Source organism: Cellulosimicrobium sp. G4 BAM 1002, assembly GCF_057126935.1.
In genome coordinates, this window is sequence record NZ_CP182109.1 from 4267402 (window position 1) to 4281346 (window position 13945).

Annotated in this window: 9 protein-coding genes; 1 reads left to right on the top strand and 8 read right to left on the bottom strand. The window is 75.1% G+C overall.

Annotated elements, in window-relative coordinates; translation table 11 throughout:
- Positions 1 to 58: 58 nt before the first annotated feature.
- The gene (locus tag ACMXGY_RS19030) at positions 59 to 1678 is read left to right on the top strand and encodes an asparaginase (protein ID WP_483774530.1); all 1620 of its coding nucleotides are present in this window, start codon (positions 59 to 61) and stop codon (positions 1676 to 1678) included.
- Between the two features lie 165 nt (positions 1679 to 1843).
- Here the strand turns inward: ACMXGY_RS19030 and ACMXGY_RS19035 are convergent, their stop codons facing one another.
- The 8 genes from ACMXGY_RS19035 to ACMXGY_RS19070 all read right to left on the bottom strand — a co-directional run bounded on the left by ACMXGY_RS19035 (position 1844) and on the right by ACMXGY_RS19070 (position 13861).
- Positions 1844 to 4270 carry an alpha/beta hydrolase-fold protein gene (locus ACMXGY_RS19035; RefSeq protein WP_483774531.1) on the bottom strand — a complete coding sequence of 809 codons (2427 nt, stop codon included), beginning with the start codon at positions 4268 to 4270 and terminating at the stop codon, positions 1844 to 1846.
- Positions 4271 to 4480: 210 nt separating this feature from the next.
- On the bottom strand, positions 4481 to 5332 hold the full coding sequence (locus ACMXGY_RS19040; RefSeq protein WP_483774532.1) for an HpcH/HpaI aldolase/citrate lyase family protein: 852 nt from the start codon (positions 5330 to 5332) through the stop codon (positions 4481 to 4483).
- The gene (locus tag ACMXGY_RS19045; protein WP_483774533.1) at positions 5329 to 6549 is read right to left on the bottom strand and encodes a CaiB/BaiF CoA transferase family protein; all 1221 of its coding nucleotides are present in this window, start codon (positions 6547 to 6549) and stop codon (positions 5329 to 5331) included. The genes ACMXGY_RS19040 and ACMXGY_RS19045 overlap by 4 nt, the downstream gene beginning before the upstream one ends.
- Positions 6546 to 8723 carry an SUMF1/EgtB/PvdO family nonheme iron enzyme gene (locus ACMXGY_RS19050; RefSeq protein WP_483774534.1) on the bottom strand — a complete coding sequence of 726 codons (2178 nt, stop codon included), beginning with the start codon at positions 8721 to 8723 and terminating at the stop codon, positions 6546 to 6548. The genes ACMXGY_RS19045 and ACMXGY_RS19050 overlap by 4 nt, the downstream gene beginning before the upstream one ends.
- Before the next feature lie 82 nt (positions 8724 to 8805).
- Complete coding sequence (locus tag ACMXGY_RS19055) at positions 8806 to 9774, bottom strand: ribokinase (RefSeq protein ID WP_483774535.1); 969 nt, start codon at positions 9772 to 9774, stop codon at positions 8806 to 8808.
- Positions 9771 to 11228 carry an ADP-ribosylglycohydrolase family protein gene (locus ACMXGY_RS19060; RefSeq protein WP_483774536.1) on the bottom strand — a complete coding sequence of 486 codons (1458 nt, stop codon included), beginning with the start codon at positions 11226 to 11228 and terminating at the stop codon, positions 9771 to 9773. Before ACMXGY_RS19060 ends, ACMXGY_RS19055 begins: the two co-directional genes overlap by 4 nt.
- Positions 11225 to 12412 (bottom strand): ADP-ribosylglycohydrolase family protein, encoded by a 1188-nt coding sequence (locus tag ACMXGY_RS19065; protein ID WP_483774537.1) that lies wholly within the window; start codon positions 12410 to 12412, stop codon positions 11225 to 11227. Before ACMXGY_RS19065 ends, ACMXGY_RS19060 begins: the two co-directional genes overlap by 4 nt.
- A gap of 159 nt (positions 12413 to 12571) precedes the next feature.
- The gene (locus tag ACMXGY_RS19070; RefSeq protein WP_483774538.1) at positions 12572 to 13861 is read right to left on the bottom strand and encodes an ABC transporter substrate-binding protein; all 1290 of its coding nucleotides are present in this window, start codon (positions 13859 to 13861) and stop codon (positions 12572 to 12574) included.
- Positions 13862 to 13945 lie beyond the last annotated feature (84 nt).

Genomic DNA, 13945 nt, shown 5'->3' on the forward strand with positions numbered 1-13945 from the left:
CAACACACGGTGCCTACCGTCGGGCGGGCCAGATGTTCCCCCGACGGAAGGCCCCCTCTTGAGAACGTTCACCCTGACCCTGTCCGGCCGCGCCGTCGCGGCCGTGGTCGCGCTCGTGCTCGCGTGCGCCGCCCTCGTGGCGACCGTCGCGTACACGCTCGCCGACTCGCGAGCGACGGCGGCCGCCGCACGTGCCGACGGCGCGACGAGCCCGGTGCTCGCCGCGGGCACCACCGCGACCAACCCGCTCGGCATCGCGTCCGCGCGCTACGCCACGGCGACGGCGACCGCCGCCGCGGAGAAGCCGAAGGTCGTCGTCGTCGCGACCGGCGGCACCATGGCCGGCAAGGCGACCGGCCGCGACACCTTCACGAGCTACCGTGCCGGCACGTACCTCATGGAGGACATGCTGGACACGCTGCGGCCGGAGCTCGACGCCGTCGCCGACGTCACCGCCGTGCAGTTCGGCAACGCAGGCTCGTCCGGGTACACGATCGAGCAGTTCCACGCGCTCACGCTCGAGGTGGAGAAGCAGCTCGAGTCGGCGGACGCCGTCGTCGTGACGACCGGCACCGACACGCAGGAGGAGTTCGCGTACTGGCTGGACCTCACGGTCCGGTCGCGCAAGCCCGTCGTCACGTCCGGCTCGATGCGCCCGTGGGGGTCGGGCGACGGGCCGGACTCCAGCCTCGTGTTCGGGACCGACGCGCCCGCGAACCTCTACAACGCGATCAAGGTCGCGGCCTCCCAGCAGACGTACTGCTTCGGCACCGTGCTCATGCTCAACGACGAGATCCAGGCGGCCCGCGAGGTCACCAAGTCGAACTCGTACCGCACCGACACGTTCCAGACGCGCGAGTACGGCGTGCTCGGCTGGATCGACGGCGACAACATCACCCTCGGGCGCGCCCCAGCACGCGTGATGTCGTGCGACACCGAGCAGTGGTTCACGCCGTTCGACCTCGCGAAGGTCGACCCGAAGTCGCTGCCCCGCGTCGAGATCCTCATGTCCTACCAGCAGGCGGGCGGCGAGGCCGTCACGGCGTTCGCGAACGCGGGGGTCAAGGGCATCGTCACCGCCGGGACCGGCGCGGGCGGGATCTCGTCCGCGATGAGCCAGGCACGCACCGCGGCGGTGCGTGACAAGGGCGTCTGGTTCGTCTCGACGACGCGCACCGGGTCCGGCTCGTCGTACGGGGGCGGCACCGGCGTCATCGCCGGCGGTGACCTCACCGCGGTCAAGTCCCGGCTGCTGCTCCTGCTCTCGCGGGCGTTCACCGACGACCTGGCGACGGCGCAGGGCTGGTTCGCGACCTACGGCAACGCGTCGTTCGACCAGTCGGCGACGGCCGACACGGTCGGGGCGGAGCCCGGCTCCACGGCGGTGCTCTTCTCCGGCACCGCGACGCCGTCGTGCAAGGCCGCGGGCAAGCAGCTGTGGCTGACGGCGTCGGTGACCAACACGGACACCGTGCCGATCGACGTGCGCGTGACGACCGTCGCGGGCGAGCACAAGTTCTCGAAGATCGCCGCCGGCGCGACGGTCGAGAAGGCGTTCGCGGTCAAGGGCGGGACGCTCGCCGCAGGCGAGGCGACGCTCGTCGCGTACAAGAACGTGGACGGCACGGGTGTCCAGACCGAGGCCACCGCCGCCTACCCGGAGACGGCGTGCGGCTGACCGGCTGACCCGGTCCCGCCGACGGACGCCGGTCCCGCCGAGCACGACGTTGCTGTCGATATCGCCTCGATGACGACAGCAACGTCGTGCTGGAGCGCGCGGAGGGTCGTGCTCGGCGCGACCCCGGCTCCGACCCCGGCTTCCGCTCCGGCTCCGGCTCCGGCGTCAGCCGCAGGTCGCGGCGGCGTACGGGACGACGGCGGTGCGACCGTCCGCGGTCGCGCTCGCCTCTCCTGCGGGGACCGAGGCCGCCCGGACCGCGAACGACTGGTACGCGCTCGCTCCCGGCGCCACGTCGGCGACGACGCGCGAGCCGTACGGGGTCGTGAGCTCGACGTCGACCGGCGCCTCTCCGGTGCTCGTCGCGCGCACGGCGACGTACGCCGTCCCGGCGAGGCAGCGGGCCTGGGCGGTGACGTCCAGCGCGGGCCCGGTGGGCCCGCCCGGCACGACGGCGTCCCACGGGGCGCGCGCGACGAACACGTCGGCGGCGCCCGCGTTCGTCGTCCCCGCGGGCGCGCCGTACGTGAGCCCGGTGAGCAGCGCGGACCCCTCGCCGCCGTCGGTCCCGGGTGCCGGTGCCGCGAACAGGTTGGCGTCGTCCCACTCGTCGGCGCCGTCGCGCTCGCGCGACCCGGTCTGCGTCGCCTCGCCGGGCGTGCCGTCCGCCGCGACGGGCAGCGTCACGACGTCGACCCCGCCGATCGCGGCGCCCATCGCGCCGTACGTCGCGCCGACGACGAGCACGGCGTCGTCCGCGCCGAGCACGCCCGCGACGCCGCGGTCGTCGGTCGAGGTGCCGGCCTGCGTCGTCCACAGGACCTCGCCCGCCGGGTCGAGGGCGCGCACGACGACGTCGTTGTCCCCGGCGTTCGGAGCGTCGCCGAGTGCCCCGCGCGTGTGCCCGATCGCGACGACGGACCCGTCCGACCGGGCGACGAGCCCGCTCACCTGGTCGTTCTCGGCCGTCGCGACGGCGCGCAGCCACTCCTGCCCGCCGTCCGCGTCGTAACGCGCGACCCAGCCGTCGTTCGCGCCCGCGCGCTCCGTCCCGGGCATCCCGCCGCCCGACACCCCGCCCACGTACACCGCGCCGTCGGGCGACGCCGCGACGGCGAGCGCCTTGTCCTCGCCCGCGCCGCCGACCTGGCGCAGCCACAGCAGCTCGCCCGCCGCGGAGACCCGCCCGACCAGCGCGTCCTTGTCCCCGGCGCTCGGCGCGTCGCCCACGGCACCGCTCGTGTACCCGGCGACGTAGGCGCCGCCCGCACCGTCGGGCGCGACGGCGTAGAACCGGTCGGCGGCCGCGGGGTCGCCGGTCTGCAGCGTCCAGGCGCGCCCGCCGTCCGCCGTGACGGCCGCGACGAACCCGTCGTCGCGCGTCGCGCCCGCGTGCGCGCCGTCGAGGTCGCCCTTCGTGTACCCGGCGACGATCGCGCCGCCGTCGGCTCCGGGCACGACGCCGTACGCGCGGTCGTCCGCGCCCGTCGCCACCGCGTGCCGCCAGACCTCGGAGCCCTCGGCGTCGCGCCGCACGACGACCGTGTCCAGCCCGCCCGCGGGCTCGTACCCGTCCCACGCGCCGGCGAGGTTGAGGGCGAGGTCGGTCCCGCCGTCGGGCGCCGGGGCGACGCCGCCCGCGCGGTCGTCACCCGCCGAGCCGAGGAGCTCCGCGTCCCACGGCGTGACCGGCGTCGTGCGCAGGCGCGCCGACACGTCGACGATCCCCTCGCGGAACGCGGGCTGCCAGACCTCCCAGTCGTGGCCGCCGTCGAGCACGCGCAGCTCGGCCGTCACGCCGGGCACGCGACGCGCCTGGTTGTAGAGGCGCGCGGACTCGAAGTCGATGTCGTGCGTGGCCTCGGCGGGGTCGGGGTTGGCCCACTCGTCGTCGCCGACGGCGACGAACAGATGCACCGGCAGGGCCGGGTCGAGCGCCGCGAGCGCCGTGGGGTAGGACAGCGCGGTGTAGCGGTCGGCGTCGAAGAGCGCGGTCCCGACGCCGTAGGCGCCGTGGTCACGCGCGGAGGAGTCCGCGGGCGGCTGCGGCACGTAGACGGCCGGGCTCAGCACGATGCCCGCGGAGAACGTGTCCTGGTGTGCGAGCGTGAACCGCAGCGCGCCCGCGCCGCCCATCGAATACCCGCCCACGGCGCGCGCCTCGCGGTCCTCGACCGTCCGGTAGGTCGCGTCGACGTGCGCGACGAGGTCGCGCGTGAACGCCGTCTCGACCGCGGTCCCGGCACCTGCGCCCGTCGCGTCCCCTTCGTAGAGCGAGTCGGTGTACCAGGAGCCGCGGTCGTTCCACGGCGCGTCGGGCATGACGACGACCATCGGCTGGATCTCCCCGGTGCCGATGAGCTCGTCGAGGTCACCCGTCACCTGCTGCCACGCGGCCTGCGTGTCCCCGCGCCCGTGCAGGAGGTAGAGCGTCGGGTACTCCTGCTCGGCGTCGTCGTAGCCGGGTGGCAGGTAGACCGTGTAGTCGATCGGCCCGGCGGCCGAGTCGGCGACCCGCCCCACCGTGACCGTTCCCTGCTCCGCAGCGGTGGCCGGCAGGGCGAGCCCCGCCCCGCCGATCGTGGCGCTCACGGCGAGCGCCGCCGCCCCCCTCGGCCATCGTGACCGCCGTCCCTTCGCGTGCTGGGCCCCTGCTTCGTCTCGCGGTGCTGCGTCCATCGTGTCTCCTCGTCGAGATCTGATCGGTATTCCCGCCGAACACGAGGTTGCTGCCGTCATCGGGCGGATAACGACAGCAACGTCGTGTTCGCCAGCGCGCAGGGTCGTGCTCGGCGCCGGTGACTACCCGGCAGGCCGTCGTTCTGCGAGCGCGAGGACCGTGCGCGCGCGCTCGACCATCGCGACGTCGAGGAACGTGCCGTCCGCGAGGGCCACGACGCCCGTGCCCGACGCCGCGGCGTCGCCCACGCGCTCGACGACCTCGCGCGCGCGTTCCACCTCGTCGGGTGACGGGAGGAACGCGTCGCGGATGGTGTCGAGCTGCCCCGGGTGGATCGCGGTGCGGCCGCAGAACCCGAGCGCGCCCCCGGCGCGGCACGACGCCGCGAGCCCGTCGAGGTCGCGCACGTGCGTGTACGCGGACATCGCGGGCGACGGCAGCCCGGCCGCGCGGGCCGCCACGACGACCCGGCTGCGTGCCCAGGTCAGCCCGGCCTCGTCGTCGACCCGCAGGTCGGAGCGCAGGTCCGCCTCGCCGAGGCCGATCGACGCGACCTGCGGCGACGCCGTCGCGATCTCGTAGGCCCGCTCGACGCCCAGCGCCGACTCGACGAGCAGGTGCAGCGCTCGTCCGGGCAGGGCGGCGGCGAGCGTCCGCACCTCGTCGGCCGACTCCACCTTCGGCACGCGCGCCCCGACGGCGAGCGGCAGCCCGGCGAGCGCCGCGACGTCGTCGGCGTGCCACGGCGTCGCGGGGTGGTTGACGCGCACCTGGACACCCCGTGCGGCGGCGGCCTCGTCCAGCAGCCCGACGACGTTCCCCCGCGCCTCGTCCTTGCGCGCCGGCGCGACGGCGTCCTCGAGGTCCACGAGCACGACGTCGGCCGCGGACGCGAGCGCCTTCGCGACCCGGTCCGGCCGGTCGGCGGGCACGTACAGCAGGGTCAGCGGCGGTGCGCTGCGGAGGTCGGTCATACCGCCCCCTCCGACCGCAGCTCCGCGACGCGCTCGGGGCCGAACCCGAGCTCACCGAGCACCTCGTCGGTGTCCGCGCCGTGCGGGCGGCCGGTGAAGCGGATGACGCCGTCGTTGTCGGACAGCCGGAACAGCGGCCCCTGCATGAGCATCGGCCCGAGCTCCGGGTCCTCGATCTCGTGGATCGTGCCGAGCGCGCGGAACTGCGGGTCCTCGACGATGTCGTGCGCGTCGTAGATCGGCGCGACGGCTGCCTGCGCCTCCTCGAACGCGGCGACGACCTCGTCGCGCGTGCGCTGCGCGATCCAGCCGCCGACGGCCTCGTCGAGCAGGTCGGCGTGGCGCGCGCGCTCGACGCCGCTCGCGAACCACGGCTCCTCGATGAGCTCCGGCCGCCCGACGAGCCGCATGACCCGCTCCGCGATGGACTGCGCCGACGTCGACACCGCGACCCACTGCCCGTCGAGCGTGCGGTAGGTGTTGCGCGGCGCGTTGTTGGCGGACCGGTTGCCGGTGCGCGGCTGCACGGTGCCGAGCTGGTCCCAGCGCGTGATCTGCGGGCCGAGCATCGCGAGGATCGGTTCGATGATCGCGGTGTCGACGACCTGCCCCCGCCCGGTGCGCTCGCGCGTCGACAGCGCGACCATGACCGCGAACGCCGTGGCGAGCGACGCGACGCCGTCGGCCAGGCCGAACGGCGGGAGCGTCGGCGGGCCGTCGGGCTCGCCGGTCATCGCGGCGAACCCGCTCATCGCCTCGGCGAGCGTCCCGAACCCGGGGCGCGTCCGGTACGGGCCGACCTGCCCGAACCCGCTGACGCGCGCGAGCACGAGCCGCGGGTTGCGCTCGGCGAGGACGTCGTAGCCGAGACCCCAGCGCTCGAGCGTGCCCGGGCGGAAGTTCTCGATGACGACGTCCGCGTCGGCGACGAGCGCGAGGAACACCTCGCGCCCGCCCTCGCTCCCGAGGTTCGCCGTGACGGTGCGCTTGTTGCGCCCGAGCGTCTTCCACCACAGGTTGACGCCGTCCTTCGCCGCGCCGTGCGTGCGCGACGGGTCGGGCCGGGTGGGGTGCTCGACCTTGACCACGTCGGCGCCCAGGTCGCCCAGGTGCATCGCGGCCATGGGCCCGGCGAACAGCGTGGACGCGTCGACGACGCGCAGCCCGGCGAGCGCGCCGGCGGAGGGGTCGCGCGAGATGCGCGGGGCCCCGGTCATGCCGTCACCCCCGTCGAGGTGTCGGAGAGGTCCCACGCGCAGCGGAACCCGACGGTCGCGCCGCGCGCGAGCCCGAGACCAGGGACGAGGAGCTTCACGGCATAGTCGGCCGCGTGCCGACCGCCCTCGACGTACCAGTCGGAGCCCTCCGCGCGGTAGTCGCTGCCGCCCTTGAGCATGACGAACCGGGTGCGGCCGTCGGAGTGCTCGGACCCCGTCCAGCTCCACACCGCGGGCTCGGCGCGCGTCCAGCCGGGTTGCTCCGCCGCGAGCTGCCACTCGTCCTCGGTGGGCAGGCGCCCGCCGCGCCACGCGCAGTAGGCGCGCGCGTCGTCGAGGTCGACGAACGTCACGGGCTCGTCCTCCGTGCCGGGCGCGGGACGGCCGTCGGCCCAGTGCGCGAGGAACCGGTGCGCGAAGGCGGGCACGTACCCCGTGGCCGCGAGGAACACGGCGAACTGCGCGTTGGTCACGTCGCTCCCCACTGCGACCGGGGTGGCGAGCTCGCCGTCGCGCTGGAGCGTCCGGGCGTCGTGCAGGCGCGGCGGCAGCGGCTTCCACTCGTCGACGTACGGCGCGCCCTGGTACATGCCCGTCTCGCGCGCCCGGTACCGCACGGTCAGCACGTACGGACCGGCGGGCACGACGACGGCGCCCGGCTCGGGCGCGCGGGGCGCCTCGTCCCGCCCGACGGCGGCGCTCGCCACAGACCCGCGCGGCGCCGACGCGGAAGCGGCCAGGCTCGCCGCCGCGGGCGTCGCGTCGAGACGACGGGCCAGCCGGTGCGGGAACCGCGCGTCCGGGTCGTGGGGCGCGGACGCGTCGAGCGAGGCGACGACGTCGCGCAGGTGCGGCAGCCACGCGGGCTCGGCGGCGCCGTCGGCCACGCGCAGCAGCGCGGCGATCCCCCGCGCCGGTACGCGGACGGCGCCGTCGGTGCGCTCGGCCTGCCGAACCCGGGCTTGCGCGTCATCCACGGTCTGCCGAACCCGGGGTTCCGCGTCACCGGGGCGCTCCGCTGACGTGGAACCCCGGGTTCGGCGGGAAGCCGGGTCGCCCGGGAGCAGCGGACCGTCGTAGTCGGAGTCGCCGCGGTTGGCGAGCGTCCACAGGGTCACGCCGTCGAGCTCCCAGCGCGACGCGTACACCCCTGCCGCCTCTGCCTCCGGCGCGAGCTCGGCGAGCGGCGTCCACTCCCCCTCCAGCAGCAGCGGCCGTGCGGCGCGCTGGACCGTGACCAGGCGCTTGACCGTCGCGGCGTCCCGCGGCGACCAGCCCACCCAGACGCCGAACACGACCTCCCACACCATGACCCCCACCCCGTTGAGCCACGCGGACTGCAGCTCCTCGGAGTGGTCCCGGTGCCAGCGGCGCACGTGGTGCTGCATGTGGCGGCGCTCGTACCAGTGCGCGCGCAGCACGCCGGGCACGGGCGAGTCGGCGAAGAACTGCGCCCACGACGACGAGTGGTCCTCGATGCGCTCGACCGGCAGCTTGGACTCGCCCTCCAGGACGATCCCCGGCCGCGCCGCCTCGAGCCGCGCGACGAGCTCGGGCTCGGCCTTCTTCAGGGTGTCGAGGAAGACGCCGTCGGCGCCGAGGTCGCGCACGAGCGCGGCGAGCTCGGTGAGGTCGTCGTCGCCGCGGCGCGTGCCGACGTCCCACGGGTTGTAGTCGACGAACACGCGCAGCCCGGCGTCGTGGAACGTCTGCACCAGGTCGACGATCCCCGGCACGTCGCGGTAGAAGTCCCATTGGTTGCGGTCGTCGATCCCGATCACCGGGTACGCGTGCCACAGCACGACCGCGTCGAGCCCGCCGAGACGGTCGCGCGCGTCCGCGAGGAACCGCTCGGGCGTGAACCGGTGCTCGGCGAACGAGTACAGCAGCTCGTCCCACAGCCACACCTGGGCGACCGTCGAGCACCCGGCGGCCCACTCCGCCTCAGGCCGCTCGTACGCGGCCCCCGTGTACCCGTGCCGGCGCCGTGCGTCGTCGCGCCACGCGGCGAGCCGCTCGCGCCACGCGGGCCGGTCCGCGGGGTCGGCCGGGCCGACGAAGATCTTCGCCTCGTCGAGCGCGAGGGACTGCTCGGGCGTGAGCGGCCCGCCGAGCGCGACCTCGGTCGGCCGGTCGATCGGTCGCGGGACGAGCGGGTCGAACGTGTAGGTCATGGTGCCTTTCCCTCGGCGGGCGGTCCCGCGCTCGGTCTGGTGCTGGTCGGGCCGGTGCGGCCCGGGTGCCGTTCAGCCAGGCTCAGCCCGTGGCCGCCCGTTCGGCGAGCGCGACGACGTCCGCCGCGTCGGGCACGGCGTCCTGCGCGCCCGGCCGGGTCACCGCGAGCGCACCCGCAGCCGCGGCGAGGCGCGCGGCGTCGGGCAGGTCCGCGCCCCGCGCGAGCGCCGCGGCGAGCACGCCGCAGAACGTGTCGCCCGCGCCGGTCGTGTCCACGGCCTCGACGGGGATCGCGGGGACGTCCGTGAGGAGGTTCCCACCGGGGAGCCGTTCGGCGACCAGGCTCCCCTTGCCGCCGAGCGTCACGACGACGGCGGGCACGCGGTCGAGCAGGAGCGTCGCGAGCGCGGACGGATCGACGGCGTCCGACGTCGCGCCCGCGAGGTCGGCCGCCTCGTGCTCGTTGACGACGAGCACGTCGAGCGCGGCCCACACGTCGTCCGGCAGGTCGCGCGACGGCGCGGCGTTGAGCACCATCCGCGCACCCGGACGGCGTGCGGCCGCGGCGGCACGCACCACGTCGAGCGGGATCTCGAGCTGCGCGAGCACGACGTCCGCCGCCGCGACCCGCTCCGCCTGCGCGGCACCGATCGTCACGTGCGAGTTCGCCCCGGGCGCGACGACGATCGCGTTCTCGCCGTCGGGCGAGACGGTGATGAGCGCGGTCCCGGTAGGGACGTCGACCCGCTCGACGAGGTCCGTCCGCACGCCCCCGCGGTCGAGCGACGCGAGCAACAGGTCCGCCGCGTCGTCATGACCGAGCGCACCGACGAACGTCGTGTCCGCGCCGCCCGCGCGCGCCGCGCCGAACGCCTGGTTCGCGCCCTTGCCGCCCGGGTTGCGGCGCAGGTCGCCGCCGAGGATCGTCTCGCCGCCACCGGGGTGGCGCGGCACGTCGACGACGAGGTCGACGTTCGCCGAGCCCACCACCACGACCCGGCCCGCCCGGGACTCCCGGCCGTCCTGCCCCGCGTCCGCCGTCGTGCTCATGCGCGCGCTCCCTCGTGTGCTCCCTCGAGGACCCGGACCCCCGCGAGCGCCGCCGTGCGCGCCGCGAGGTCCACGATCCTCTGCTCGCCGCCGGGCAGCGAGGTGGCGATGTGCCCGTCGAGCGGGCGGGTCCAGCTCTCGCCGATCCCGTCGACGCCCCGCAACGCACCCACCACGCCGCCGACCGTCGCGCCCGCGGAGTCGGTGTCCCAGCCCGCGGTGACGGCGATCGACACGCTCGCGCCGAAGTCGCCGCGGCCGTCCTCGCCGCGCCCCGCGGTGAGCGCGTAGGCGATGACCGCGGCGTTGTTCAGCACGTGCACCCAGTGCAGGTCGCCGTAGGCGGCGTGGAGCGCGTCGAGCCCGGCGCGCACCCCCGCCTCTGAGACGTCGCCCGCGCGGCCAGCGTCGCGGCCGAGCCGGATCGCGGCGGCGAGGCGGCTGCCCGGCGGCACGACGGCGTCCGCGGCGTCGAGCACCTCGTCCACCGTCTCGCAGACCACGGCCGCCGACGCGAGCGCCGCCGCCCACATCGCGCCGTAGACGCCGTTGCGCGTGTGGCTCAGGCGCGCGTCCGTCCACGCGAGGCGCGCGGCCTCCCGCACGTCGCCGGGCGAGACCCAGCCGAGCACGTCGGTGCGGATGAGGGCGCCGATCCACTCGCGGAACGGGTTGTGGTGCCTGGCCGTCTCCGGGACGGGCCGCGCGTCGAGGATGTTCCGGTACGCGGCGCGCTCGGCCGTGAAGACACGCCCGGCGGGCAGCGCGTCGAGCCAGAGCTGCGCGACGTCGTCGGTCGTGAACGCGGGACCGTGCTTCTCCAGCAGGGCGAGCGCGAGGATCGGGTAGTTGAGGTCGTCGTCCTCGGGCATCCCGTCGATGTTCTCCTCGAGGGACGTCGGGGCGCTGCGCTTGTTCCAGGGCCAGCGCTCGGCGACGTCGTCGGGCAGCCCGACGGCGGTGAACCAGCGGTCGAGCGGCCACCGGCCCGTCGCGCGCAGGATCTCCTCGATGCCCTGGCGCGGGATCTTCTCGACCGGCTTGCCGAGCAGGCACCCCGCCGCTCGGCCGGTCCACGCGCCGAGCACGCGCTCGGCGTACGCGGCGTCAGGGCTGGGCGCGTCGGTGCTCTCCTGCCCGACGGCGGCCGGTCGCGTGGGCAGCGCGGGCGCCGTCGGGAGCGTGGCGAGGATCGCGTCCCAGTCGTCGGGCTCGTGCGGCGCGGGCGCGGCGGGCAGCGCGTCGAGCTCGTCGAGAAGGTCGCGCGCGAGCGCCCGCAGCGCCGGGGTCGCGGGCACCGGTCCGGCGCCGCTCACCGCAGTGCCGGGGTCGCCCCCGGCTGCGACCCAGCGGTCGCGCACGGCCGCGAGCGCGGCGGAGTCCTTGCCCTCCGCGGCGGACTGCACGAGCTCGTGCGCGAGCAGGTCCTCGGGCTGGGCCCAGGTGAGCCTCACGCGAGCTCCCCGACCGGCTCGGGGCTCGCGTCGCCGAGCACGTCGAGCGCGCGCAGCCGCGCGGTGGCGCGCTCGCGGTCGGCCCGGAGGATGTCTGCGGCGGCCGACGCCATGAGGCGGCCGGTCTCGCGGACGTCCATGCGGCTCGCCTCCTCGATGGCGTCGAGCCACTCGTCCGGCACGACGGCGGTCCCGCCGAGCCCGGCGCAGACCGCGCCCGCCATGACGGCGATGGAGTCGGCGTCGCGCCCGTAGTTGACGGCGCCGAGCACGGCGCCGCGGAAGTCGCCGCGGTGGCCGAGCACGAAGCCGAGCGCGGCGGGCAGCTCCTCGATGGACTTGGTGCGTGACGGGCGGCGCGCGTCCATCGACATCTGGCGGTAGGCCGGGCCGACGGAGTCGAACGGCGCGACGGTCTCCCGGACGAGCCGCGCGAGGGCGCGCTCCTCCTCGTCGGTCGTGGGCGCCGTCGTCCAGCCGTCGAACGCGTCGACCACGGCCTGCAGCGCGGCGGCCGTGCCGTCGTGCGCGACGTCGAGCGCGGCGCGCACGACGTCGTCGATCGTGGCCCCGGGCGCGACCGCCGCCGCGACCATGGCCGCGAACACACCAGCGGCCTCGCGGCCGTAGCTCGACTGGTGCGCGCCGGTGAGGTCGATCGCCTCGGCGTACGCGCCGCGCGGGTCGCCCGCGTTCGCGAGGCCGACCGGCGCGACGTACATCGCCGCGCCGCAGTTCACGACGTTCCCGACCCCCGCCTCGCGCGGGTCGACGTGGCCGTAGTGCAGGCGCGCGACGATCCACTTCTCGGCGAGGAACACGCGCTGCAGGAGCAGCGCCGTGGACTCGAGCTCGGGGATCCAGCGCGGCTCGCCGATCATGAGCGGCACGAGGTCCTCGGCCATCGCGTACGCGTCGAGGTGCTCGCGGCGCTTGGCGTACACCTCGACGAGCGCACGCGTCATGAGGGTGTCGTCGGTGATGTGCCCGTCGCCCTTGTGGTAGGGCGCGATCGGACGCGCGTCCTGCCAGTTGGGGTACCAGGGCTCCACGATCCCGGTCACGCGCCCGCCGTGGCGCTCCTCGATCTGCTCGGGGGTCCAACCCTCGGTGGCGCCCCCCAGCGCGTCTCCCACCGCTGCTCCGGTGATCACGGCCACCGCTCGGTCGTCCAGCCAGCTCACGGGTCCACTTCCTGTTCGTCAACGGTCGATCCACGGCGCGCGTCGCGCGTCGGTCGACGGCGCGCGTCGCGCCCGGTGCGACCCGTCGTGCGGGTCGCGAGGTCCGGCGCGGGGTGGTCGGCTCGCGACCACCCCGGCCGTCGTGCTCGGCCTTCCGGCCTACTTCGTGATCTCTTCCCAGCCGCTCTCCAGCTCGCTCGCGAGCTGGTCGGCGTCGATCTCCTGGGCGAGGAACTTCTGGTACGCCGGCGTCGCGACCGTGTCCTTCCACTGCGCGTACGCGTCGACGAACAGGTACGGCGCCGACGTGAGGAACTGGCCGGACGACAGGATCGTGTCCCAGCCGTTCTCCTCGCCGAGCGACGCGGCCATGGCCTCCTGGGCCGACGTCGTCGCCGGGATGAGCGCGTCCGCCTCGTTGAGCGCGGCGAGGTTCTCCGTGTCGGTGAAGAACTCGATGAACTCGGCCGACTCCTCGACGTGCTCGGAGTCGATGTTGACGGAGAGCGTCTGCGGGTTCGCGGCCTGCTCGGCGCCCTCGGGGCCCTCGAGCGGCGGCAGCACGACCCAGTCGAAGCCCTCGGGCGCGTCGTTCGCGATGTTCGCGGCCTGGAACGAGCCCTGGATCGTCATCGCGACCTGGCCGGCGTAGAACGACGCGAGCGTCTCCGAGCCGGACTGGGTGAGCGTGACGGGCAGGATCGTGTTGTCCTCGTGCGCCATCGCGTCGACGAGCTCGGGCAGCGCCATCTCGCCCTCGCCGATGGTGATGCTCGCGTCGGCGCCCGTGCCCTCGAAGTACTCGCCGCCGAACCCGGGGGCCATCGCCATGAACGCCGCCGTCGGGCTCGCGAGCCCCCAGCCGAGGCCGTAGGCGCCGCCCTTCGTCGTGGCCTTCGAGATCTCGCGCAGCTCGTCCCAGGTCATGGTCTCGCCCGTGGGGATCTCGACGCCCGCGGCCTCGAGCATCGTCTTGTTCGCGAACACCATGTAGGACTGCAGCTCGGTCGGGTAGGCGATGACCTGGTCGTCGACCGTCACGGAGTCGAGGATGCCCTCGGGGATGTCCGCGCGCTTCTCGTCCGACATGTACTCCGAGAGGTCGGCGAGGTAGCCGTCGACCGCGAACGGCACGATGCTCGCCGCCTCGTAGTGGATGATGTCCGGCGCGGCGCCGCCGTTGAACTGGGTGATGAGCTTGTCGTAGATGCCGTCCCAGCCGGCGGGGACGATCTCCACCTGCACGTCGGGGTTGGCCTCGTTCCAGTCGGCGACGATCTTCTCGGTCGCCTCGATCGCGGCGGGCTGGTCGGACAGCGACTGGAACTTCAGGGTCACGGGGCCGGCGTCGCCGCCGTCCTCGCCGCCCCCGCCGCCGCTCCCGCAGGACGCGACGAGGAGGGTCGTGATCGTGAGGCATGCGGCGATGGACGCACCACGAGTCTTCATGGTTCTACCTTTCGGGTGGGGGTGGGTCGGTGAGGTCTGGTGGGCGGACGGGCTCTGGGCCGGTCGCCGGGCGGTCATGGCGGC

Excerpts from the sequence above, each read along its gene's own strand:
- ACMXGY_RS19040 (WP_483774532.1), bottom strand. The coding sequence starts at position 5,332 with ATGACCGACCTCCGCAGCGCACCGCCGCTGACCCTGCTGTACGTGCCC.
- ACMXGY_RS19045 (WP_483774533.1), bottom strand. The coding sequence starts at position 6,549 with ATGACCGGGGCCCCGCGCATCTCGCGCGACCCCTCCGCCGGCGCGCTC.
- ACMXGY_RS19050 (WP_483774534.1), bottom strand. The coding sequence starts at position 8,723 with ATGACCTACACGTTCGACCCGCTCGTCCCGCGACCGATCGACCGGCCG.
- ACMXGY_RS19055 (WP_483774535.1), bottom strand. The coding sequence starts at position 9,774 with ATGAGCACGACGGCGGACGCGGGGCAGGACGGCCGGGAGTCCCGGGCG.
- ACMXGY_RS19070 (WP_483774538.1), bottom strand. The coding sequence starts at position 13,861 with ATGAAGACTCGTGGTGCGTCCATCGCCGCATGCCTCACGATCACGACC.